This is a genomic window from Achromobacter colocynthidis (assembly GCF_057334535.1).
Window position 1 is genome coordinate 44,017 of sequence record NZ_JBHFIZ010000024.1, and the last position, 23,603, is coordinate 67,619.

Below are 23,603 nucleotides of genomic sequence, written 5' to 3' on the forward strand. Positions count from 1 at the left end.
AGCATTGCTCAGGCGCCGCAAGGTAAGCGCCAGCCACTGGCGCCCCCTTCGCGTTGCACATCCGTGGATCGGGCAATCCTGGGGAAATTACAGGTCGGGCTGATAGACCCACTTGCCGTTTTCGACCTTGACGATAACGCGTGAACGCTCGTCGAAGCCGGCGTGGGCGGTGGGCGACATATTGAACACGCCCTGCGACGCAGCCAGGTTCTTCACGCCTTCCAGCGCGTCGCGCATGGCGGCGCGGAATTCCGGCGTGCCGGGCTTGGCGCCCGTCTTCAGCGCGACCGGCACCGCGGCCACGACCAATTGGCCGGCATCCCACATGTGGCCGCCGAACGTGTTGGTGGAGTTGGCGCCGTTGGCCTTTTCGTAAGTCTCGACGTAAGCCAGGGCCGACTTCTTGACCGGGTTCGAATCAGGCAATTGGGCAGCGACCAGCAGCGGACCGGCCGGCAGGTACATGCCGTTGCAGTCCTTGCCGCAGACGCGCAGCACGTCGTTGTTGGCGGCGCCGTGCGTTTGGTAGATGGTGCCGCCGTAATTGCGGGCCTTCAATTCCTTTTGCGGCAGCGCCGACGGGGTGCCGGCGCCGGCGATCAGGATGGCGTCCGGCTTTGCGCCGACCAGCTTGAGCACCTGGCCCGTCACGCTGGTGTCGGTACGGCTGTATTTTTCGATGGCGACGATTTCAATGCCCTTGGCCTTGGCGGCCTTTTGCATCACGTCCAGCCAGCCGTCGCCGTAGGCGTCGGCAAAACCGATGAAGCCCAGGGTCTTGACCTTGGACTTGGCCATGGCGTCGGCCAGGGCGCCGGCCATCAGCGCGTCGTTTTGCGGGGTCTTGAAGACCCAGCGGCGCTTGTCGTCCACGGGTTCGACGATCTTGGCGCTGGCGGCCACGCTGATCATCGGCACCTTGGCTTCGGCGGCCACGTCAACCATGGCCAGCGAGCCCGGCGTCACGGACGTGCCGATCAGCACATCGACCTTGTCGTCGGTGGCCAGCTTGCGCGAGTTCTTGACGGCTTGAGTGGTATCGGTAGCGTCGTCCAGGACGATCCATTCGATCTTCTGGCCTGCCACTTCCTTGGGCAGCAGCGCCACGGTGTTGCGTTCGGGGATACCCAGCGAGGCGGCCGGACCGGTGCTGGACACCGTTACGCCTACCTTGATCTGCGCGCTCGCCAGGAGCGGCACGGCCAAGGCGAAAGCGGCAGCCGCCGCGGACAAGCCGAAGTGCTTGCGCATATTTTTGTCTCCTGTGGTGGCTCTTATGTGCCTCGATTGAGGCGAAGCGAGCCTAGTTAAAGTTATACAGAAAAAAATATTATAGGGTTAAAACAGTATCAGATGACGCCACGCAACTACGGTAAATCCCTGATGTGCTGCGGAAACATCGATTCAGCAAACGCATTCGTTAATGGCGAACTTGTACTAGAAAAACTTTCGGCGCGTCAGTTGGGGGATTCCCTTGGAAATCGCAGCATGCCCCAAAGCGCGCGGGCGCCGGGTTACGGTGCTGTCACCCCCGAGCGGCGGCCAAGAACCAACGCCTAACCGCTAACCGCCAACGGCTGACGACTAGCGACCCAACATCGGCCAGACGCGCTCGACCCGTGACGCCACCCACGCTGCAATGACGGCTTTGATGAGATCACCCGGCACGAACACCGCCACCGCCACCGCCGCCTTGGACAAGCCCATCTTGGTGACGGACGCCAGCCACGGCACTCCGAAGGCATACACGACCAAGATGCCGCCCACCACGCAAGCGACCACGTAGCCGCCCAGCTTCGCCCAATCCTGGGTTGCGCGCGCCGCCAACATGCGCGCCAGCCAGCCGATCACCAATGCGCCCACCACCATGCCCACCAGGAAACCGCCCGTCGGCCCAAGGAACGCGCCCAGTCCACCGCGCCCGCCGGGCAGCACAGGCAGCCCGATTGCCGCCAAACCCAGATAGAGCAGGCAAGCCAGCGCCCCACGCACCGGGCCCAGCATGGCGCCGGCCAGCATGGCGCCCAGCGTCTGCAAGGTGATCGGCACCGGAATGCCCGGCAAGGGTATGGGCGGAATCAGGCTCAGGACGACGATCAGCGCCGCGAACAGCGCGATCAGCACGGTGTTGTGGGATTTCATGGGCTTACCTTTATGGAATCAATACGGCGTGGAATCGCTACGGAGTGCAGGCAGCTCAGAGACTACGCGCATCGATGGCCTCCGCCACTTCCTGGGCGCGCTTCAAGGTCAGCACGATCAGCGGCACAATCAACGCCACGGGATGGGCCCCCAGACCACGGGCGGCCTGGGCTTCGCGGATCTCGTGAAAGTTGCGCCAGATTTCGGGTACGAAACGCAAGGCCAGCGCCAGGGCCAGCGCCACCTTGCCGGCGTCAACCAGTCCGATGCGCTCCAGCGGCATCAAGGCGCGTTCGCAGACGGCAATCAGGTCCGATGTGCGGGTCGCCAACGTTACCGCCAGTGCCAAGCCCACCATCGCGCCCACACGCAGCACCACCGCCAAGGCTTCCATCCAGCCTTGGAACAGGCCCGTGAACACGCCCACCGCCAGCAACACCCACAACAGCCCGCGCACCTGGCGCCAGACGGCAGCCGCCGAGACACCGGTCGACCACACCAGCAGGGCCGCCGCCGCGAACGCCACGCCCAGCCAGCGGGGGTCGCGCAGCACGAACAGCCCCGCCCCCGCCGCCACCAACGCGGCAAGCTTCAGCCAGGCGGGGAGCAGGTGCAGCGCCGAGCGGCCGGCAACGTAAAGCGGTTCGATCATGCGCAGTGCTCCCGGTACCAGCGCAGGGCCGCGGCGGGGGTGTCGTCGGCAGCGATCGTGCCGTCGCGCACCACCAGCACGCGGTCAAAATCTTCCAGTAATTCCAGATCGTGGCTGACGACAATCGCGTCGTGAGGCAGCGCGGCTATGGCATGGCGGACCCGGTTGCGGTTGCGCAGGTCCAATTGCGTGGTCGGTTCGTCAAAGACAATTAGCGCCGGCTCCATGACCAGCACCGCCGCCAGCGCCACCAGTTGACGCTCGCCGCCCGACAGCGTGTGGCTGCTGCGGTCGGCCAGGTGGCCCACGCCCAGCGCGTTCAATTGGCTGTCGATACGTGATTCGCGCCGCGCCTTGTCCGGTTCCAGGCGCTTCAGGCCAAACGCCAGGTCTTCGCGCACGATCGGAAACACGATCTGGTTTTCCGGGTTCTGGAATACAAAGCCCACTCGGCGGCGCACGTCTTTCAAGTCGTGCCGGGTATCCAGGCCGTCCACCCGCACGCTGCCCGCCGAAGGCACCACCAGGCCATTGACCAGGCGCGCCAGCGTGCTCTTGCCCGCGCCGTTGGGCCCGACGATACCGATGCGACGTTCGGCCAGGGTTACGCTCACCCCGCGCAACACTTCCGCCTGGGGCGTCGTCACTACCGCCTGGTCAAACTCGATTAACATGGGGCGGGATTATGCCCGAACCATTTCGGGCATCGGGACTCCAAGAGCTGATATGGAAAAAGTACGCAAATCCGACGCCGAATGGCGCGCACAACTTTCCCCCGAAGAATACGTGGTCACCCGTCAAAAAGGTACCGAACGCGCATTCACCGGGCGTTACTGGGATACGACCACGCCGGGCATCTACCGCTGCGTGGGCTGTGGCACGGCCCTGTTCGCATCCGACACCAAATTCGACGCCGGCTGTGGCTGGCCCAGCTACTTCCAGGCGCTGGATCCCGAACTGGTGCGCGAAGAACGCGACACCACCCACGGCATGGTCCGCACCGAAGTGCTGTGCAACGTCTGCGATTCGCATCTGGGCCACGTCTTCCCCGACGGCCCGCCGCCCACCGGGCTGCGCTATTGCATCAATTCCCTGTCGATGACGTTTGAACCCATAGAAGACTGAATGAAGAAGTTTCTGTTCGACCTGTTCCCGCTGTTCCTGTTCTTCATTGCCTATCGGTACACGGACATCTTCACCGCCACGGCCGTCGCCATGGCGGCCGCCGTGTTGCAGATTGTCTGGTTGAAGGTGACGGGCCGCCCCACCGAGGCCATGCACTGGGTGAACCTGACCGTCATCCTGGTCTTCGGCGGCGCCACCATCTGGCTGCACAGCGATGTGTTCATCAAGTGGAAGCCCACGGTGCTGTACTGGTTGTTCGGCGGCGCGCTGGTGATTTCCCGCCTGTTTTTCGGCCGCAACCTGATCCGCCGCCTGATGGAAAAGCAGATTCAACTGCCCGATGCGGCATGGGACAAGCTCAACCTGGTCTGGGCAGCATTCTTCCTGGTGGCTGGCGCGCTGAACCTGTACGTTGCGTTCTCGGGTCATTTCACCGAGTCGCAATGGGTCAGCTTCAAGGCCTTCGGCCTGATGGGCCTGATGATCGTCTTCGTGATCGGGCAATCGGTCTGGCTGGGCAAGCACATCCAGACAGACGAAAACGCCGGCTCGGACACCCCGCCGAGCAAGCCCTGATCCGCAACAGACGGTATCAGCCGGTCCAATAATCGGCGCGCACGCCAAGCGCGCGCGCCGGAACTTTCATATTGCCGCCATGTCAGAAACCACCGACCGCATCACCCTGATCCGGGAGCGCCTGGCCGCCCTGGACCCCGTCACACTGGACATCCTGGACGACTCGCATTTGCATGCCGGCCACGAAGGCAGTAAAAACGGCGCCGGCCACTATCGCGTGCACATCGTAGCGCCTTGCTTCACGGGGCTCTCCGCCGTAGCGCGACATAGGCTGGTGTATCATCATTTGCAAGATTTGATCCCCTATCCGATTCATGCGCTTGCGCTAGATGCCCAGGCTCCCAAATAGAAAGTAAAAGGATATTCATGAAACGCATCGTCATGCTGGCTGCGGCCTGCGTCATCGCCGTGCCTGCTTTCGCGCAGAACGTGGCCACCGTTAACGGCAAGGCCATTCCGCAGAAGAATTTGGATCAATTCGTCAAGCTGCTGGTCAGCCAGGGCGCGACCGATTCGCCGCAACTGCGCGAACAGGTCAAGCAAGAAATGATCAACCGCCAGATCTTCGTGCAAGCCGCCGAATCCAGCGGCATCGCCAAGCAAGCCGACGTTCAAACCGAAATCGAACTGGCCCGCCAAGGCATCCTGGTTCGCGCCCTGATGGCCGACTACCTGGCCAAGCACCCGGTGTCGGACGCCAAGGTCACTGCTGAATACGACAAGATCAAGCAGGAACAAGCCGGCAAGATGGAATACAAGGTCCGCCACATCCTCGTTGAAGACGAGAAGACGGCCAATGACCTGCTGGCCCAGATCAAGAGCAACAAGAACAAGTTCGACGACCTGGCCAAGAAGAACTCGAAGGACCCCGGCAGCGCCGAAAAGGGTGGCGATCTGGGTTGGGCTCCCCCGACCAACTACGTCCAGCCGTTCGCGCAAGCCGTGACCCAACTGAAGAAGGGCGAACTGGTCGACAAGCCGGTTCAGACCCAATTCGGCTGGCACATCATCAAGGTTGACGACACCCGCCCGGTGGAATTCCCGCCGCTGGACCAAGTGCGTCCGCAACTGGAAGAAATGCTGCGCCAGCAAACCCTGGCCGACTACCAGAAGCAACTGCGCGACAAGGCCAAGATCCAGTAAGCCTGGGTCAGACCCGAAACTGCCCGCCGATGCGGGCAGTTTTTTTTCGCCCGTGCGGATCGTGCGTTAGAGCCTAAAAAAAAGCTGCACGCCTTGGGCGTGCAGCTTTCTGATTTGCGCGTTGGTCTACTGCCGTTGATCTACCGTCTTTTGATCACGCCTTGCTACGACATGCCCAGCAACTCTTTCAGCGCATCTTCGTCCAGCACGGTAACGCCCAGTTCCTGCGCCTTGGTGAGCTTGCTGCCCGCCTCGACGCCCGCCACCAGATAGGCCGTCTTCTTGGACACCGAGCCGCTGACCTTGCCGCCCGCGGCCTGAATGTGCATCGACGCTTCTTCGCGCGTCCAGTTGGGCAAGGTGCCGGTCAGCACAAAGGTTTTGCCCGCCAGTGTCGTGCTTTGCGGCACGGCTTCGGCCACGGGGTTGACCCCCTGCGCCTTCAATTGCTCGATGACGTCACGGTTGTGCTGCTCGGCGAAGAAGCGGCGGATGGATGCCGCCACCACCGGGCCCACGTCCGGCACGGACGACAGCGCGTCTTCATCGGCGTCCATGATGGCGTCGATGCTGCCGAAATGCCGGGCGACGTCACGCGCGGTGGTTTCTCCAACGTGACGGATACCCAGCGCGAACAGCAGGCGGTTCAGGCCGGGTTCGCGCGCCTTGTCGATGGCAGCCACCAGGTTGTCGGCGGACTTCTGGCCCATGCGGTCCAGGCCTACGAGCTCCAGCGGGCGCAGGCTGTACAAGTCGGCCAAGGTTTTGACCCGGCCGCTGTCCACCAATTGGTCCACCAGTTTCTCGCCCAGGCCTTCGATGTCCAGCGCCTTGCGGCTGGCCGCGTGCCACAAGGTCTGCTTGCGCTGGGCGCCGCAGAACAGGCCGCCCGTGCAGCGCGCAATGGTTTCGTCTTCGAGCCGTTCAATGGCCGAGCCACAGACCGGGCAGGCCGTGGGCATAACGAATTCCTGCGCGTCGTCGGGCCGCTTTTCAAGCACGGGGCCCAGCACCTCGGGGATGACGTCACCAGCGCGACGCACGATGACCGTGTCGCCCTTGCGCACGTCCTTGCGGCGAATTTCGTCTTCGTTATGCAGCGTGGCGTTGGTGACGGTCACGCCGCCCACGAAGACGGGCTTCAAGCGCGCCACCGGGGTGATGGCACCGGTGCGGCCTACCTGGACTTCGATATCCAGCAGCGTCGTGGTGGCTTCATCGGCGGCGAACTTGTGGGCCAGGGCGAAGCGCGGCGCGCGCGCCACAAAACCCAGCACCTTCTGCGCCGGCAGCGAATCCACCTTGTAGACCACGCCGTCGATGTCGTAGGGCAAGCTGGCGCGCATCGCGCCCACCTGTGCGTAGAACGCCATCAAGCCTTCGGCGCCCGTGGCACGGTGGTTGTGCTTCAGGTTGACGGGCAGGCCCAAGGTGTGCAGCCAGGCCAGCATGGCGCCATGCGAATCTTCAGGCAGTTGCGACGCCTGGCCGACGCCCGCTGTTGCCTCGTCGAACAAGCCGCTTTGCTTGCCGGGCAGGCCCTGCACCTCGCCCCATCCATAGGCGAAAAAGCGCAGCGGGCGCTTGGCGGTGATGCGAGGGTCCAGCTGGCGCAGGCTGCCGGCCGCGGCATTGCGCGGATTGACGAAGACTTTTTCGTCACGCTTGGCCTGGGCCACGTTCAATTTTTCGAAGTCGGCGCGATTCATCAGCACTTCGCCGCGCACTTCCAGCACCTTCGGGGCCGCGCCCTGTAGCTGCAACGGAATCGCCTTGATCGTGCGGATGTTGGAGGTGACGTCTTCACCGGTCTGGCCGTCGCCGCGCGTGGCCGCCTGAACCAGCCGGCCGTCTTCGTAGCGCAGGCTGATCGCCAGCCCGTCCAGCTTCAATTCACAGAAATAATCGGCCTGCTGCGCCGGGCCCAGCAGGCCCGCCCCGCGCAAGGTATCCGTCACGCGGCGGTCGAACGCCACGACTTCTTCTTCGTCGAATGCGTTATTCAGCGATAGCATCTGCACCGCATGGCGCACGCTGCCAAAGGCAGAGACGGGCGCGGCACCCACGCGCTGCGTGGGCGATTCCGGCGTGACAAGTTCAGGGTGCTGAGCCTCAAGGGCTTCAAGCTGCCGCATCAGCCCGTCGTATTCGGCATCCGAAATCGAGGGCTCGTCATAGACGTAGTAGCGGACGTTGTGCTGTTCAAGCTCGGCGCGCAGCCGTGCCGCGGTTTCCGCGGGGTTGACCTCACCAGACACGCCGCTCATTTACGCAAACACCCGTTGAGCACGCTCGCTTCCGGCGGGCAGGCCCGCTTGTTCAAGCTGTTCGAACAGCACTTGCAGGCGTTCGTCGATAACGGTTTCCGACCCCTCGGCCAACGGCTTGCCCTGGTCATCCACCAGTTCCGCGCGCAAGCGGGCGGCTAGGTCGCGGCCCACGTCCACCATGCGGCCAAAGGCGCGCGCGTCGGCCGGTGCGCAGGGCACGTCCAGCAACAGGTAGAGGCGTTCCACGCCCCCCATGCCAGCATCGAAGGCGGCGCCGTCGGCGCGCGACAAGGTGAAGCGGGTGACGCCGTTTTCAGCGGGCCAGGCAAGACGGTTGCCGTCGGCCAGGAAACCGGTGTCGCGGGCTACGGCAAGCACTTCCGCCGCCGGCTGGGCCGAGCCCAGCAACAAGGTCAAACCCACTTGGGTGTCCAGCGCGGCGCAGGTGTCGTCCAGGCGCGCGCCCTGCTCCAGCACGGCTTGCTGGTCCGGCCCTTCGATGGTGGCGTCAAATCGTTCGGCCATGTCTTGCGCACGCGCCCAAGCCTGCGACCATTCGATGGCGGTCAGCGGGCCGCTGCGGTTGGCCAGCAATACGGCTAATTGCATCGATGCGTAGGACTCACCCGCATGCACGCGCGCACGGTGGCGGCGCTGGTCGGTTTCGGCAAATACGCGCATGGGCTTGCGGCCCACGTGACGCAGGCTTTGCATATAGGGAAGCAGGTCGGCGCCGCGCACGGGCTCGGCGAAGTTGATTTCAATGACCACTTCGCAGGCAGGATCGGGTTCTTCGGCGTCGTCGGCGTCGCTGCCCGGGTCCACCGGAGCGGGTTGGCCCGGTTGCGCGCGCGGGGCGTCCCCGCCCATGCCGGGTTCGCGGCGGCTGACGCCAGCCGCCGTGGCCGAGGAGGCGCCGGCAGCGGCGCCCGCGCCCAGCAGCGGATCCTGTTCAGACGTGGGGAAATGGCTTTGCATCTTGCGCCGGACGCGCCGGTCCTGCCACCAGTTGAATCCCAACACCAGCAGTATCAGCAAGACGCCAAGGGCTATCAGCCCGATCTGCAAATCACTCATGTGTACATCCCGCGCCACGATGCGGCGCCATTCTAAATAGAGGGTTTATGCCGCTTCGGAGGCCATCATTTGCACGGCCGAATCTATGTCTACCGCAACGATACGCGAAACCCCTTGCTCTTGCATGGTTACGCCGATCAGTTGCTTGGCCATCTGCATGGCAATCTTGTTGTGCGAAATGAATAGGAATTGGGTTTGTTCGCTCATGTTGGCGACCAGGTTCGCATAGCGTTCCGTATTGGCGTCGTCCAACGGCGCGTCCACCTCGTCCAGCAGGCAGAACGGCGCCGGGTTCAGCTTGAACAGCGCGAACACCAGCGCGGTCGCGGTCAACGCTTTTTCGCCGCCGGAAAGCAGGTGGATCGTGCTGTTGCGCTTGCCGGGCGGCTGAGCCATCACCTGCACGCCCGCGTCGAGAATTTCTTCGCCGGTCATGCTGAGCTTGGCCTCGCCCCCGCCAAAGAGCTTGGGGAAGAGCTCGCCGAAGTGGCCGTTCACGATATTGAACGTCTCTTGCAGCAGCTCGCGCGTTTCGCGGTCGATCTTGCGGATGGCGTCTTCCAGGGTCTCGATGGCGGTCATCAAGTCCTGGTGTTGTGAATCCAGGAAGCCCTTGCGTTCGCGCGAGGTATTCAATTCGTCCAAGGCCGCCAGGTTGACGGAACCCAACGATTCGATCTGACGCGAGATCCGCCCCACTTCCTGTTGCAGCCAACTGGCGCGACGCCATTCGTCGGGCTGATTGGCCAGGTCTTGCGCCAGCGCCTCGCGGTCGACTTCGCGCGCGTTCAATTGTTCGGTGAACTGTTCTTCGGCCAGGCGGGCAGCCTGTTCCTGCAATTGCAGTTCCATGATGCGCGCGCGACGCGGTTCCAGAGTCTGTTCCTGCTGCTGGCGGTCTTCGTCGGCGCCGCGCAGCAAGGCGGCCAGGTTTTCCATTTCCTGGCGCGCGCGCGACAGCGCTTCCTCGCGTTCGGCGCGGGCTTCCAGGGCGTCCTGCAAACCGGCCTGCGAGGCAGAGGCGTCCAGCTCGACCAGATCGCCCATCAGTTGTTCCAGCTCCACCGCGCCACGCTGGCTTTGGTCGGCGGCCAACTGCTGATTGCGTTGCAGGTCGGTGATGCGGACCTGGATGCCGCGCTCGGCGAATTCGGCTTCCTGGGCAGCGCGCTCCAGCTCGCGCAGGCGCGTGCGGGCGGCTTCCGCCTGGGCGGCCAGGGTTTCGCCATCGATTTCGGCATCGGCAAAACGCGACTGGTGCTCGGCGAGCTCCTCGTCCAGCGTCTCGAAGCGGGCTTCGGCTTCTTCGCGGGTGGCGCGCAGATCTTCTTCCTGGACCTTGATTTCTTCCAGGTCCTGGCGCAGACGCGACGCGCGTTCGCCGGATTGCTCCGCCTGCTGCTGCAACCGCGAATGTTCCAACTGGATGTCGTGTACGCGGCGCGTGACCTCGGCCACGCGCGTGCGCGCCGGGGCGATGGCTTGCGAGACCTGCTGCCAGCCCGCTTCGGCGCGGGCGACTGCCGCGCGCGCCTGGTCCGCGATCAACTGCTGGGCCTTGATCTCGCGTTGCAGGTTTTCGATTTCCTGCTGGCGGGCCAACAGGCCGGCCTGTTCGGAATCGGGCGCGTAAAAGCGGACGCTGTGCGCGTCGATCAGATGGCCGGCCTTGACCACGCAGGCGCTGCCGGCGGGCAAGGTCGCCCGCATGGCCAAGGCTTGCGTGACGTCGGTAGCGGTGTAGACGCCGGCCAGCCACTCGTTGAGCAGCGTGCGCAGGTCGGGGTCCGTGATGCGCAGCAGGCTGGCCAACGAAGTAAGGCCGGCGGGCGCGGGCGGCACGGGCGCCGCGACAGGCAATTGGTAAAAGGCCAGCCGGGCGGGCGGCGCGTCTTCGGCGAAGGCGCGGGCCCAATCCAGGTTGCGCACCTCCATCGAGGCCATGCGCTCGCGCAGCGCGGATTCCAGGGCGGTTTCCCAACCCGGCTCCACATGCAGCTTCTGCCACAGGCGCGACAGCCCGGCAAGCTCGTGCTTGGCCAGCCAGGGCTCCAGGGCACCCTGCTTCTGTACATCTTCCTGCAACTTCACCAAGGCCGACAGGCGGGCCTCAAGGCGAGCCAGATTCTGCGCGTCGGTCTGCGCGGCGGCCTGGGCGCGGCTGCGCTCGGCATCCGCTTCCGGCACGCGGCCTTCCAGCGTGGCCAGTTCTTCCTGGGCCTCTTGCAGTTGGTCCTCGCCCGCCAGGCGGTCGCCCGCCAGTTGTTCCAGGCGGATGGGATCCGGGGCGTGCAGCTCACGCAGTTCCTGCTGCAAGCGTTCGCGGCGCTGCTCCAGCACCTGCATCTGGCGATCGGCGTCGCGCTGGGTCTGGGCGACCAGCGCCAGGTTCTGTTCCACGCGGGCCAGGGCGGCGCGCATCTCGTCGCGGCCGGACGCGGCTTCGCGCACGCGCTGCTCAACCGAGGGCAAGCCGGCCTGGGCGTCTTCCGCGGCGGCGCGCGCCTCTTCAGTGCGGGCGGCGGCGGCGGCCAGGTCGTCTTCGGCCTGGGCGATTTGTTCAGTGCAGTGCTCGCGCTGGCTGGTCCATTCCGCGATCTGCTGCTGAAGCTGGTCGCGGCGTGACTGCAAGCGGTTGCGGGAATCCACCACATGGCGGATTTCGGCTTCCAGGCGGCTGACCTGGGCGTTCGCTTCGTACAGCGCGCCCTGCGCGGTATGCACCGCGTCGCTGGCCGCATAGTGGGCCTGGCGGCGGGATTCCAGCGCGGCTTCGCCCGCCCGCAAGCCGGCAATGGCGGCTTCGAGCTCGTTCTGGGCCTGGGCCATTTCCTGGGCCTTCTTGGCGCGCTCTTCGCGCGCCCCGGTTTCCTTCAGGAACCACAGGGAATGCTGCTTCTTTTCGCCGTCGGCCTGAAGCTCGCGGTAACGCGTGGCGACTTCGGCCTGGGCCTCCAGCTTTTCAAGCTGGCTGTTGAGTTCACGCAGGATGTCTTCAACGCGGGTCAGGTTTTCGCGCGTGTCGGACAGGCGGTTTTCGGTCTCGCGGCGGCGTTCCTTGTAGCGCGACACGCCGGCCGCTTCTTCCAGGAACACCCGCAGTTCTTCAGGGCGCGCCTCGATCAGGCGGTTGATCATGCCCTGCCCGATGATGGCGTAGCCGCGCGCGCCCAGGCCGGTGCCCAGGAAAATGTCGTGGATGTCGCGGCGCCGAACCTGCTGGTTATTGACGAAATAGCTGCTGGTGCCGTCCCGGGTCAAGACCCGGCGCACGGCGATTTCGGCGTAGGTGCTCCACTGGCCGGCGGCACGCCCTTCGCTGTTGTCGAACACCATTTCCACCGAGGCCCGGGCGGCGGGCTTGCGATTGCCTGAGCCGTTGAAAATGACGTCCTGCATGGACTCGCCGCGCAGTTCCGAGGCCTTGGCCTCGCCCAGCACCCAGCGGACGGCGTCGATGATGTTCGACTTTCCGCAGCCGTTCGGACCCACCACGCCTACCAATTGGCTGGGCACGGGAATCACGGTGGGATCGACGAAGGACTTGAAGCCGGCGAGTTTTAGCTGAGTAAGACGCACAGTACGATGACGACGGGGTGGGTTGACGAAAGGCGTTAACGGACCTGCCGCACAGATTGCAAACCGGCCCAAGAAGGGCCGGCTCACATATGGGTCGTATGATACCGCAGGCAGTCCCGGCCAAACGTCAGCAACGGTCAACTCGCGGGCAAACGCTCAATGGCTGGCGGCATGGCACCGGCTATACTCCCTGACACTTTTTGGCACGACACATAATTTTCACGCGGACTGGCCGGGCGCTGGCCAAAGAACGGGGACATTCTTGAAACGTGGTTTCTATCTGGTCATGGCCGCGCAGGCCTTCTCGTCATTGGCGGACAATGCGCTGTTCATCGCAGCCATCGCCTTGATACAGGAGCTGCACGGCCCCGACTGGTTGGCGCCCATGATGAAATGGTCGTTCGCGCTGGCCTACGTGGTCCTGGCGGCCTTTGTCGGCGCCCTGGCGGACTCCTTCCCCAAGGGCCGCGTCATGTTCTCCACGAACGCCCTGAAAGTGGCCGGCTGCCTGCTGATGTTCTCGTACGCCAGCATCGGCGTCGCCCCCGAATACCAAACCTATCTGGTGTGCGCCGCCTACGCGGTCGTGGGTATCGGGGCGGCCGCGTATTCCCCCGCCAAGTACGGCATCGTCACCGAAATGCTGCCCCCGCACATGCTGGTCAAGGGCAATAGCTGGATCGAAGGCCTGACCGTCTTCTCCATCATCCTGGGCACGGTGCTGGGTGGCTTGCTCATCTCGTCCTCGGTATCCACCGCGCTGCTCAGCCATTCGTTCATCGGCAGCCTGGTGCACACGCCGGCCGAAGCCGCCATCCTGGTGATCGCCTTTGTGTATCTGCTGGCAGCGCTTTGCAATCTGTTGATTCCGCGCACGCATGTGCGCTATCCGCCGCAGCAAAAAAACCCCGTTCGACTGATGCGCACCTTCTGGGGCTACGTCCGCGTGCTCTGGAAAGACAAGCTGGGGCAGATCTCGCTGGCTGTCACCACGCTGTTCTGGGGCGCGGGCGCAACGCTGCAGCTCATCGTCATCGAATGGGGCCGCAGCCACCTGGGCTATCAGTTGGACAAGGCGTCGATGCTGATGGGCGTGGCCGCGCTGGGCACGGTGGTGGGTTCCATCCTGGCCGGTCGAATCCCGTTGCGCCGCGCGCTGAGCGTATTGCCGGTGGGCGCCGCCATGGGGCTGGTCGTGCTGCTGATGCCGCTGGTCTATTCGCCCTGGAGCGTCTACCTGCTGCTGCTCCTCACCGGGGGGCTGGCCGGCTTCTTCGTGGTGCCGATGAACGCCCTGCTGCAGCATCGCGGCCACGTGCTGCTGTCGGCGGGCCATTCCATCGCCGTGCAGAATTTCAACGAACAGCTCAACATTCTGTTGATGGTGGCGATGTACACGCTGCTGCTGTGGCTGCAATTGCCCATCAACATCATCATCGTCATCTTCGGCACCGTCGTCGCGGTCCTGATGGTGGTGTTCATGCGCTGGAGCAAGCGCAACTTGCAGGCCGACCCCGAGCTGCATGATCAGATTGGTCAGGAAGGCCACGGGCGCGCACTGGACTCCACGCACTAAGCGGTTGATCTGAAAGAAAAAACCGGGGGATGTTAACCAACCCCCGGTTTTTTTTCGTCCTGACACCGACCCGGTATCAGACCATTTGAGATGCCAGCTTCAGGTCTTGCCAGGCACGCGCCTTTTCAGAGGGGCTGCGCAACAGGTAGGCCGGGTGATAGCTGACGATAAGCGGGATCTCGCCGTCGTCCGTCTTCAACTGATGCACACGGCCGCGCAGGCTGCCGATCGTGGCATCCGTGCCCAGCAGCGTCTGCGCCGCGAAACGGCCCAGCACCAGGATGCGTTCGGGTTTAAGCAAGGCAATTTGCCGCATCAGATAGGGGCTGCACGACGCAATTTCCTCGGGCTTGGGATTGCGGTTGCCCGGCGGACGGCACTTGATCACGTTGGTGATGAAGACATCGGTGTCGCGGCTCATGCCAACGGCGGCCAGCATGGCGTCCAGCAACTGCCCGGAGCGACCCACAAAGGGGTGGCCCTGCCGGTCCTCTTGCTCGCCAGGCGCTTCGCCCACGACCAACCAGCGGGTAGGCGTTGCCCCCTGACCAAACACCGCGTGGCGGCGCCCCTGGCACAGGCCACACGCCGTGCATGCCACGACCTGCTCGCGCAATTCGTCCAGGGTGGCGTTCTTGACGGCCTCGGCCACCGGAACACGCGGTGCTTCGACGGCTTCGTCTTCTACCGTCTTGGGAACCGGGCGCGGCGGCGGCCCGCTGCGGTTCAGGATGGATGCCGGGATGGTCGGACGCCCGGTGGCCCGCCCCGTGGGAACGATGACCTGCGCAGTTGGCTCAACCCCGGCTGCGGCAGCGGCCGGCGCGGCAGCGGCCGCCGCGGCGCCCGCAGGCGCGGTCGCTTTCGCCACAACCACCGGCGCAGACGGTTGAGCAGGCAAAACTGCTGCTGAAACAGGGGCTTGCGGCGTGGCGGCGGAAGCAATATCAACCGAAGCAGAGGCAACCGGAATCGCGGCAGGCGGAGTCGTGACGACAGGCGCCGGCCTTAGCCACAGGCGCTCCATGCCGATTTCGCGCAGCCAGATCCGTTGCAGCGGATTGACGCGCGGCGCCGTTGCGGGGGTGTGCAGACTCATGCCGCTACCTCAGTCACCGCGGCGAAGCGCTTCTGCATCACCAGCGCATCTTCGCGCGCACCCTGCTCGGCCGGGTAATACCCCCGACGCACGCCAATCTGCAGATAGCCATGGTGCTGGTAGAAACTGACCGCCGACGTATTGGACGGGCGCACCTCCAGCAACACGCCTTCCAGCCCGCGCTCACGCGCTTGCTGTTCGCACCAGTCCAGCAAGATGCCGCCCAAACCTTGGCGATGCAGATGCCTGGACACGGCGATCACCAGCAGATGCGCCACGTCGGGCGCGAACATCAAAATGCAGAAAGCCGCTACCTTGCCCTCGCGCCGCAGCACCCAGGCGCCGTAGCCCGAGGCCAGCGCGTCCGCGAAATTGCCACGCGTCCAGGGAAACGCCTGTACCTGCGCTTCCAGGGCCACGACCTCGTCCAGATCGGCTTGCGTCAGCGGCTGCGGGGTTTCGGGAGTCAGGGGGGCCTGGGGCGCCAGCGTGGGCTGAGCCTTGGGGTTGCCGCCCTCGCCGCGCATGCGCTCGGCGGTGGTAAACGCAACCTTGTCGCGTACATACAGCGGCGCGGCGGCTTCGGGCGGCAGCGCTTCGCCGCGCAGCCAGCCCTGGCGCGCCAAACGGGCCACGCTGGCAGCCTCCGGGCGCAACGCATCCGGGGCACGGCGCCACGCGGCGGGCGGATTCATGTCGGCGGCGTAGGCATCCCAGGCATCGCCCGCCAGCAGCGGCTGCAGCGGCTGGCCCACCTGGGCCGACCACTGGCTCAGATAGTGCGCCGTCCAGGCAACGACCTCGGCCGCCGCGATCAGCAAGGGGGCTTGCAGCACGTCCCAGCCGGCGTCTTCAGGCGCTGCGGCCTCCTGGCGGCGGTAGACGGCAAGATAAACCTCGTTCATGCGGGCATCCAGCGCGACAATGATGGCGTCTGCCGGCGTCGCCTGGGACACCTGGGCGGCGACGGCCTGATGGGACACCACGGGCACCACGGGAATACCCAGCCCCAACCCCATTCCTTGCGCCACCCCGCAAGCCACGCGCAAGCCGGTAAAGCCGCCCGGACCCTGCCCAAACGCCACAGCGTGCAGCGCGCCGGGGGCCAAACCGGACTCGGCCAGCAGTTCGCCCGCCATCGGCAAGAGCCGTTCCGCGTGCTCTTGAGACCCTTCGTGCTCGCGCGTCGTGACCTCCAGGCGGCCATCGACCGCGCGCAAAAGGGCCACCCCACAACGGGACGAAGACGTTTCCAAAGCCAGCAGGTTTAGTTCCATAGATGCAGATTGTACGAAATACGGCGGCTTTGCCCCCGGTTGTAAGGGGGATTTCAACCATGGTTCGCAATGTGTAATATCTTGTGAACGCCCACTAGCCGCTGGTTCTTGTCACTGTTACATTTCCGGCCATGAATACGCAAAACACCACCCCCACCCGAAAAATCCTCGTCGTCGACGATGATCCGCGCTTGCGCGATTTGCTGCGCCGGTATTTGTCCGAGCAGGGATTCAACGTTTTCGTTGCCGAAGACGCCAAAGAGATGGGCAAACTCTGGCAACGCGAGCACTTTGATTTGCTTGTGCTGGATCTGATGCTGCCCGGCGAAGATGGCTTGTCCATCTGTCGCCGGCTGCGCGGTGGCCACGACAATACGCCCATCATCATGCTCACGGCCAAGGCGGAAGAAATCGACCGCATCGTGGGCCTGGAAATGGGCGCGGACGACTACCTGTCCAAACCGTTCAACCCCCGGGAACTGCTGGCACGGATCAACGCGATCCTGCGCCGCCGCGGCACTGAGGAGCATCCTGGCGCCCCCAGCCAGGAGAACGAATCCATCGCCTTCGGCCCCTACGTGCTGAACTTGTCCACCCGCACGCTCACGCGCAACGGAGAACAAGTGCCCATCACCACGGGTGAATTCTCGGTGCTCAAGGTGTTTGCGCGCCATCCGAAGATTCCCCTGTCCCGCGACAAGCTCATGGAACTGGCGCGCGGCCGCGAATACGAAGCTTTCGATCGCAGCCTTGACGTTCAGATCTCGCGCCTGCGCAAGCTGATCGAACCCAATCCGTCCAAGCCCGTGTTCATCCAGACCGTTTGGGGTCTCGGATACGTGTTTGTGCCGGACGGTGGTAGCTGACCGAGTCGCCCGCCCTGGGCAGGAGCGCAGCCTCGTGCCCCGCTTGCGCAGAACCTTCAGGAACCTGACTTCACGTTTGCGGCTCGGCTTGTTCGGCCGCACGTTCCTGCTGCTTGCCGCGCTGATGCTGGTCAGCCTGGGCGCGTGGCTACAAGTATTTTTCAGCATGGAGCTGGGACCGCGCGCCAATCAAATGGCGCAGCGGGTGATCACGGCCGTCAATATCACGCGCACGGCGCTGATCTATTCTCAGAACGGCGAACGCAGCAAGCTCCTGCTTGACCTGGCCACCAACGAAGGCATTCAGGTCTATCCGCGCGAAGTCACCGACTTTGCCGAAGCCCTTCCCGACGACGACTACTGGCAACGGGTGGCCCAGCACATCCGCACGCGCTTCGGCCCGGAAACCCAGATCGCCTGGGGGGTGAACCAGGTACCCGGCTTCTGGGTCAGTTTCCAGATTGAAAAAGACCTGTACTGGCTGGTGTTCGAGCGAGAGCAGATCGGGCTGACCGGCGGGATCGAATGGCTGGGATGGGGCGCCACGGCGTTGCTGCTTTCCCTTGTCGGCGCGGCGGTCAGCGTGGGGTTCGTGAACCGGCCCCTGTCGCGGCTCGCGCGCGCGGCCCAGGTGCTGTCGCGCGGGGAAACGCCCGCCGCCTTGCCGGAGCAAGGTCCCCTGGAAATCCGCGACTTGAACGCCTCGTTCAACCGGATGGCAAAGGACTTGCGGCAAGCCGAGGCCGATCGCGAGCTGATGCTGGCGGGGATCTCACACGACCTGCGGACCCCGCTTGCGCGCATGCGGCTGGAAATCGAACTTAGCGGCGTGTCGGAAGACGCGCGCCAGGCCATTGACGAAGACCTGGGCCAGATCGACCACAGCATCGGGCAACTGATGGAATACGCGCGGCCGGCGGGCTCGCTGCCGCAATTGGCAACGGACATTTCGGCCGTGCTGGCTGAACTGTACGAACGCGAGCGCAGCCACACCGCGTCGCTGGGCGGCGACCTCGAGGCGTCGCTGGAACCCGGGCTACGCGCCCGGATCACGGCGCTGGATTTGAAGCGCGTGGTCAGCAACTTGATCGAAAACGCCCGCCGCTATGGTCGGTCCAGCGACGGCATGGCCCATCTTGTCATGACGCTGCAAGCCGAAGGCGGCATGATCGTGATCGAAGTCTGCGACCGTGGCCCGGGCATCGCGCCCGAAGATGTCGACCGCCTGCTGCGGCCCTTCTCGCGCGGCGAGGCGGCTCGCACCGGCGTAAGCGGCGCGGGGCTGGGTCTGGCCATTGTCGAACGCCTGCTCAAGCACGTTGGCGGCTCGCTGCGGATGCTGCCGCGCGAGGGTGGCGGACTGACCGCGCGGATAGAGTTGCCCAAAGCCAAGTTTAGGAATTATCAATTAGACAACGATAATCCATAGCGTAGAATTTATGGTTTGAGGCACTGCCTTATCTCCACCAACAACTACTGGGAGTAAACATGAAAACTGTTGGCGACAAACTCGAGCCCTTCAAGGTCACCGGCGTCAAGCCCGGCTTCAACCAGCACGAAGAAAATGGCGTGTCGGCGTTTGAAGACATCACCGAAAGCTCGTTCCCCGGCAAGTGGAAGGTGATCTACTTCTACCCGAAAGACTTCACGTTTGTGTGCCCGACCGAAATCGTCGGCTTCAACAAGCTGGCCAAGGATTTCGAAGACCGCGACGCCGTCCTGCTGGGCGGCTCCACCGACAACGAATTCGTCAAGCTGGCATGGCGCCGTGAGCATCCGGACCTGAACAAGCTGGGCCACTACCAATTCGGCGACACCACCGGTGCCCTGATCGACCAACTGGGCGTCCGCGAAAAGGGTGCTGGCGTTGCCCTGCGCGCCACGTTCATCGTTGATCCGGACAACACGATCCAGCACGTTTCGGTGAACAACCTGAACGTCGGCCGTAACCCGGAAGAAGTTCTGCGTCTGCTCGACGGTCTGCAAACCGACGAACTGTGCCCGTGCAACCGTACGGTTGGCGGCGCCACGCTGTAATTTCCAGCCCGGCCCGGAGTCTGCTTGCAGGCTCCTCGCTGGGCTTTCATTGCGCTAGATTATAGGTAAAAACTATGGAATTTCTTACCACCATTAAGGAACAACTCCCGGATTGGGCCAAGGATATCCGCCTGAATCTGGACGCCGTGATTGCCCGTTCGACCCTGGCGCCCGAAGACGCCGTGGGCGCCGCCCTGTCGGCCGCGTATGCAGCCCGCAGCCCGGTGCTGGTCGAAGCCTTCAAAAGCGGGCTGTCGGAAGGCGACGCCAACGCCGCGCTGACCGCGTCCGCGCTGATGGGCATGAACAACACCTGGTATCCCTATGTGGAAATGACCGGTGACGCCAACCTGAAGAGCCTGCCCGCCCAGTTGCGCATGAACGCGTACGCCACCCATGGCGGCGTCGAGAAAAAGCGCTTCGAACTGTTCGCGCTGGTCGCTTCGATCATTGGCAAGTGCCATTTCTGCGTGGCATCGCACTATGAAAACCTGAAGAACGACGGCCTGTCGACGGAACAACTGCGCGACGCCGGCCGGATTGCCGCGGTAGTCAACGCCGCCGCCCTGGCGCTGGCCGCACAGGGCAAGTAAGCCAGTCCGAAGGATCGCTCTGAAAGCCCGGTGTGAAAGCCCGGGCTGAAAACGACAAAGCCCGCCTGTGTAAAAACAGGCGGGCTTTTTGTCGCTTGGCCTTATTTGCCAGGCACGACGTTTAATTCTGCGCCGGCTTCACCGGTGCCGTCGGCAGCCCATTGGCCACCCAGGCTTCCATGCCGCCCCGGTACCAGTACGCATCCCAACCCAGCGTGCCGACGCGCAAGGCCGCGTTATACGACGATCGATCATTCATGCTGGCGCCCATCAGCACAATGGGCACGCCGCGATTGCCGCCCGCCTTCTTCAACAGCCAGTCATCCAGCGCGCCTTGCAGGTGGTCCTTGACGCTGCCGTCCGACCCCGCGTCGGCCAGCGGATAAGCGATGGGCAGCGTATCGCGCAGCCCGCTGGTATCGACGATGACAATATTCTTGTTGTTCGTGATCAGCGGCACCAGGTCCTTGGTCGTGATGACCTTGGCGCGGTAATGCTGAATCGGCGTCGGGCCTTTATAAGGCGCCGTGAACAGCAAGGTGGTGGCCGGCACGCCGCTGTCCTTCAGTTCATCAAAGGCGCCGGTCGGGGCAGCAGCGCCCTGCCCTTGGCCCTGTCCCAGCCCTTGCCCTTGACCTTGACCTTGACCTTGACCTTGACCTTGTCCCGCGGGCGCTTGCTGGCGGGGCGGCGGCGCCGAACCATCCTTGGCGACCACTTCGCCGCCCACCGTGCCCATTTCAATGTCCGAAATCATCACGGCGATGTTCTCGATCAGCTCGTAGCACATGGTGATCGAGCCTTCGCGCGGGCTGTACCAGGCGTTCAGCTTGCCGCAGTCCTTGAAGACCACGTTCACGGGGCGCGGCAGCACATACGTCTTGCCCAAGAGCTTGATGTTCTCGCTGATGGCGTCCGACAGATGCTTGGCGAACAAGTTGCCGATCTTGCGCGTGGACGGTTCAAACACCACATTCACCGGCGCCCCAGGCGCGTTGGCGGGCTGCAAGCCATCCGGCGTCCAGGTTCCCACGCGGGTATGAGGCGCCAGGATCTTGCGCCAGGCGCGATTCTGCTTGTTGAATTCGTCGGTGCAACGCGCCTTGGTGCGGTCTTCAAAGCCGGTCTGGCGCACGACGGATTCAAACACTTCGGGGTTGCCGCCGTACATGATGCACAGCATGTTGCGAAAGCGCTTCAGGTCGCCGGTGTGCTCGTCCTGCCATGCCGAGGGGGCCTGGCCCTTGCCCTCGGAAAGCTTGCCGCTGTAGTACCACTGCAAGGAGGCGTAGGTGGCGGCTTCGCGGGCCATGCGGTCCACGTCCTTGTTGCCCGACGGGTACATGGTGGGTTCCACGATCTGCAGCGCGGCGTAGATATCCACCGCGTCTTCTTCCGCGCCGGTCGACGGCAATTCCAGTTCGCCGATCAGGGCATGGCCGAATTCGTGCATGAAAATGCTCTTCATCAGGCCGATGTACACCGCGACGATACGCTCGGTGTCGCCGCCAAAACGGGGGTACGGACCCGCGCCTTGCAAGCCGGAATTATTGCTGCCTTGCGCCGGTGCCGACTGCGGCGGCGCAGCGGGCGGTGCCGTGTTCTGCGGACTGGCGCCCGCGCCGCCACCACGAGGAGGCAGCCCGGCCCGAGGCGGCAGTCCGGCAGGCGGCGGATTTGTCGCGGCTTGCGGGGTGCCCTTATTGGTGGTGATGGCGAAGTCCGCAACGCCGAACGTGCCAACGTCATACGCCATGATGCCGATGTCACCGCCCAGCGCGGGCACATCGGCAACGTCGCCGATCTTCTGGCCATTCACGATGAAGCGCGCGGCGCCCGGCACTTCAACCACTTTGATGCGGTCCGACCCGTCCAGCTTGGCCACGTTGGGCACCGAGCCGAAATCGCGGCGGTTCTGGCCTTCCAGACAGAAGAGCTGCGTATTCTTGTCCGCCGAAATCTCAAGCAGGCATAGGCTTTTGCGCGGGCGGTTGTTCAGCACAACGCCGATGGAAGCCTTGGGGTTTTGTGAACTGACGACGACATTGACGTCGGTGATGCGGCCGGCATCCGGCGCGGGGCCGACATTCACGTACAGCGTTTGCTCGCTGCCGGGCGTGCCCTTGTTCTGCAAGGAGAACCAGCCATCCTGCACCCCTGCCGTCCAACCCTGCAACAACTGCTGTCTGACCGTGCCCGCCAGGGGCCCAAGCTGTTGTTCAAATTCGGCGTGCGCCGGAGCGCACACTGCACCAAGGACGAAAAGCAGGGCTGCGCCACGTAAATGCATCCGAATATCTCATGTGATCAGATTTAGATAGCGCGCAGAATATTCCGAATCATATGGACCCGCTTATGCATTTGTTAAAGATGTATGCCAACGTAAATGGCAGGTGCCATCAGGCGTTTGTGCGGGCCAGCAGCGTGACGACAGTCGCGGCAATGCCTTCCTTGCGGCCCAAATAACCCAGGCCCTCGTTGGTCTTGGCCTTGATGTTCACGTCGGCCTCGGCCAGCCCGGTATCGGCGGCGATGTTCTTCACCATGGCGGGCGCGTGCGGGCCAATCTTGGGAGCTTGCGCATGCAGCGTCGCGTCGATGTTGACCGGCGTCCAGCCCGCGGCGCGCACCCGCGCCATGGCTTCGCGCAACAGCACACGGCTGTCCGCACCCTTGAATGCGGGATCGGTATCCGGAAAATGCCGCCCGATGTCGCCCAGCCCTGCCGCGCCCAGCAGCGCATCGGTAACGGCGTGCAGCAGCACGTCGGCATCGGAATGGCCCAGCAAACCATGCGTGTGCGGGATCGTGACACCGCCGATGATCAGCGGCCGGCCTTCGACCAAGGCATGCACGTCAAAGCCCTGCCCAACGCGAAAAGGAATGCTCATAGCCATTTTTCCATCAGTTCGAAATCATCCGGCCACGTCACCTTGAAATTGCGCAAGGCGCCGGGGACCAGCAATGGCGCGTAGCCCGCCGCCTCTAGCGCGGAGGCTTCGTCGGTAACGGTCACGCCATTCACGGAGGCCGCCGTCAGCGCATCGCGCAGCACGCCGGCCCGAAACATTTGCGGCGTCTGCGCCAGCCACAGCCCATTGCGGTCCAGCGTGCGTTCGACGCGATCGCGTCCGCCCTTGACGGTGTCGGCCACCGGCAACGCCAGCAGGCCGCCCACCGGGTCAGCCAGGCAGGCGTCGATCAAGCGGCGCAACGCGCCTTCTGGCAATCCGGGGCGGGCGGCATCGTGCACCAGCACCCAGGTATCGTCGGCCACGCCGCTATCGGCCAGCGCGCCGGCCACGGTATCGGCCCGCGTCGCGCCGCCGCACGCGCGCCAAACGGTGCGCGGCAAGCCCGCCAGCGCCGCGTCCACCCAGCCATCGCCCGGCGTCACCGCCACCCGCACCTGCGACACGCGCTCATCGGCCAGCAGCGCGCGCACCGCATGGCGCAGCATGGGCTGTCCGGCCAATGGACGATATTGCTTGGGCACGGGCTCGGCGCCGGGCTGGCTGGCACGGACGCCGACGCCCGCGGCGGGAACGATTGCAATGATTGAGTCAGACATGGTGCGGTGATTTTATAATC

21 protein-coding genes are annotated in these 23,603 nt (G+C 64.2%); 9 read left to right on the plus strand and 12 right to left on the minus strand.

Annotation, left to right across the window (positions count from 1 at the left end):
* Positions 1 to 87 precede the first annotated feature (87 nt).
* The 4 genes from ACE04A_RS08870 to ACE04A_RS08885 form a co-directional block, all read right to left on the minus strand.
* Positions 88 to 1,251 carry an ABC transporter substrate-binding protein gene (locus tag ACE04A_RS08870; RefSeq protein WP_485820051.1) on the minus strand — a complete coding sequence of 388 codons (1,164 nt, stop codon included), beginning with the start codon at positions 1,249 to 1,251 and terminating at the stop codon, positions 88 to 90.
* Between the two features lie 333 nt (positions 1,252 to 1,584).
* Positions 1,585 to 2,142 (minus strand): biotin transporter BioY, encoded by a 558-nt coding sequence (locus ACE04A_RS08875; RefSeq protein WP_438860275.1) that lies wholly within the window; start codon positions 2,140 to 2,142, stop codon positions 1,585 to 1,587.
* A 55-nt stretch (positions 2,143 to 2,197) separates the two neighbouring features.
* The gene (locus tag ACE04A_RS08880) at positions 2,198 to 2,794 is read right to left on the minus strand and encodes an energy-coupling factor transporter transmembrane component T family protein (protein ID WP_448718573.1); all 597 of its coding nucleotides are present in this window, start codon (positions 2,792 to 2,794) and stop codon (positions 2,198 to 2,200) included.
* Positions 2,791 to 3,468: an energy-coupling factor ABC transporter ATP-binding protein gene (locus ACE04A_RS08885; RefSeq protein WP_485820052.1), complete on the minus strand. Its 678-nt coding sequence runs from the start codon at positions 3,466 to 3,468 to the stop codon at positions 2,791 to 2,793. Before ACE04A_RS08885 ends, ACE04A_RS08880 begins: the two co-directional genes overlap by 4 nt.
* A gap of 52 nt (positions 3,469 to 3,520) precedes the next feature.
* Here ACE04A_RS08885 and msrB point away from each other — a divergent pair, with 52 nt between their 5' ends.
* The 4 genes from msrB to ACE04A_RS08905 all read left to right on the plus strand — a co-directional run bounded on the left by msrB (position 3,521) and on the right by ACE04A_RS08905 (position 5,638).
* The gene (gene msrB / locus ACE04A_RS08890; protein WP_100857360.1) at positions 3,521 to 3,919 is read left to right on the plus strand and encodes a peptide-methionine (R)-S-oxide reductase MsrB; all 399 of its coding nucleotides are present in this window, start codon (positions 3,521 to 3,523) and stop codon (positions 3,917 to 3,919) included.
* Positions 3,920 to 4,495, plus strand: coding sequence for a septation protein A (locus ACE04A_RS08895; RefSeq protein WP_438860274.1), 576 nt, complete (start codon positions 3,920 to 3,922; stop codon positions 4,493 to 4,495).
* A 79-nt stretch (positions 4,496 to 4,574) separates the two neighbouring features.
* A complete protein-coding gene (locus ACE04A_RS08900; RefSeq protein ID WP_100857899.1) occupies positions 4,575 to 4,844 on the plus strand; it encodes a BolA family protein in 270 nt (89 codons plus the stop codon).
* A gap of 17 nt (positions 4,845 to 4,861) precedes the next feature.
* Positions 4,862 to 5,638, plus strand: coding sequence for a peptidylprolyl isomerase (locus tag ACE04A_RS08905; RefSeq protein WP_100857362.1), 777 nt, complete (start codon positions 4,862 to 4,864; stop codon positions 5,636 to 5,638).
* Between the two features lie 164 nt (positions 5,639 to 5,802).
* Here the strand turns inward: ACE04A_RS08905 and ligA are convergent, their stop codons facing one another.
* The 3 genes from ligA to smc are packed head-to-tail and all read right to left on the minus strand — an operon-like array spanning position 5,803 to position 12,564.
* Positions 5,803 to 7,905 (minus strand): NAD-dependent DNA ligase LigA, encoded by a 2,103-nt coding sequence (gene ligA / locus ACE04A_RS08910; RefSeq protein WP_448718576.1) that lies wholly within the window; start codon positions 7,903 to 7,905, stop codon positions 5,803 to 5,805.
* The gene (locus ACE04A_RS08915; protein ID WP_447988132.1) at positions 7,906 to 8,985 is read right to left on the minus strand and encodes a cell division protein ZipA C-terminal FtsZ-binding domain-containing protein; all 1,080 of its coding nucleotides are present in this window, start codon (positions 8,983 to 8,985) and stop codon (positions 7,906 to 7,908) included.
* 45 nt (positions 8,986 to 9,030) lie between these two features.
* A complete protein-coding gene (gene smc, locus ACE04A_RS08920; RefSeq protein ID WP_279995915.1) occupies positions 9,031 to 12,564 on the minus strand; it encodes a chromosome segregation protein SMC in 3,534 nt (1,177 codons plus the stop codon).
* A 262-nt stretch (positions 12,565 to 12,826) separates the two neighbouring features.
* Here smc and lplT point away from each other — a divergent pair, with 262 nt between their 5' ends.
* A complete protein-coding gene (gene lplT, locus ACE04A_RS08925; RefSeq protein ID WP_100857366.1) occupies positions 12,827 to 14,140 on the plus strand; it encodes a lysophospholipid transporter LplT in 1,314 nt (437 codons plus the stop codon).
* Positions 14,141 to 14,216: 76 nt separating this feature from the next.
* On the opposite strand, the gene ACE04A_RS08930 is transcribed toward lplT, so the two are convergent.
* On the minus strand, positions 14,217 to 15,239 hold the full coding sequence (locus ACE04A_RS08930; RefSeq protein WP_448718577.1) for a uracil-DNA glycosylase: 1,023 nt from the start codon (positions 15,237 to 15,239) through the stop codon (positions 14,217 to 14,219).
* Positions 15,236 to 16,516: a tRNA (adenosine(37)-N6)-threonylcarbamoyltransferase complex dimerization subunit type 1 TsaB gene (tsaB, locus tag ACE04A_RS08935; RefSeq protein ID WP_448718578.1), complete on the minus strand. Its 1,281-nt coding sequence runs from the start codon at positions 16,514 to 16,516 to the stop codon at positions 15,236 to 15,238. The genes ACE04A_RS08930 and tsaB overlap by 4 nt, the downstream gene beginning before the upstream one ends.
* A 131-nt stretch (positions 16,517 to 16,647) precedes the next feature.
* On the opposite strand from tsaB, the gene risA reads away from it, so the two are divergent.
* From risA to ACE04A_RS08955, 4 genes are all read left to right on the plus strand, one after another.
* Positions 16,648 to 17,382: a response regulator transcription factor RisA gene (gene risA / locus ACE04A_RS08940; protein ID WP_003813882.1), complete on the plus strand. Its 735-nt coding sequence runs from the start codon at positions 16,648 to 16,650 to the stop codon at positions 17,380 to 17,382.
* A 34-nt stretch (positions 17,383 to 17,416) separates the two neighbouring features.
* A complete protein-coding gene (gene risS, locus ACE04A_RS08945) occupies positions 17,417 to 18,811 on the plus strand; it encodes a sensor histidine kinase RisS (protein ID WP_259251942.1) in 1,395 nt (464 codons plus the stop codon).
* 59 nt (positions 18,812 to 18,870) lie between these two features.
* On the plus strand, positions 18,871 to 19,419 hold the full coding sequence (locus tag ACE04A_RS08950) for a peroxiredoxin (protein ID WP_006217982.1): 549 nt from the start codon (positions 18,871 to 18,873) through the stop codon (positions 19,417 to 19,419).
* 74 nt (positions 19,420 to 19,493) lie between these two features.
* Positions 19,494 to 20,012: a carboxymuconolactone decarboxylase family protein gene (locus ACE04A_RS08955; protein ID WP_006223770.1), complete on the plus strand. Its 519-nt coding sequence runs from the start codon at positions 19,494 to 19,496 to the stop codon at positions 20,010 to 20,012.
* A gap of 121 nt (positions 20,013 to 20,133) precedes the next feature.
* Here ACE04A_RS08955 and ACE04A_RS08960 read toward each other — a convergent pair whose 3' ends face one another.
* From ACE04A_RS08960 to ispD, 3 genes are all read right to left on the minus strand, one after another.
* Entirely contained in the window at positions 20,134 to 22,302 is a 2,169-nt protein-coding gene (locus tag ACE04A_RS08960) for a DUF4344 domain-containing metallopeptidase (RefSeq protein ID WP_448718579.1), read from the minus strand.
* A 109-nt stretch (positions 22,303 to 22,411) separates the two neighbouring features.
* Positions 22,412 to 22,903, minus strand: coding sequence for a 2-C-methyl-D-erythritol 2,4-cyclodiphosphate synthase (gene ispF, locus ACE04A_RS08965; protein ID WP_279995911.1), 492 nt, complete (start codon positions 22,901 to 22,903; stop codon positions 22,412 to 22,414).
* Positions 22,900 to 23,583, minus strand: coding sequence for a 2-C-methyl-D-erythritol 4-phosphate cytidylyltransferase (ispD, locus tag ACE04A_RS08970; protein WP_259251945.1), 684 nt, complete (start codon positions 23,581 to 23,583; stop codon positions 22,900 to 22,902). Before ispD ends, ispF begins: the two co-directional genes overlap by 4 nt.
* Positions 23,584 to 23,603 lie beyond the last annotated feature (20 nt).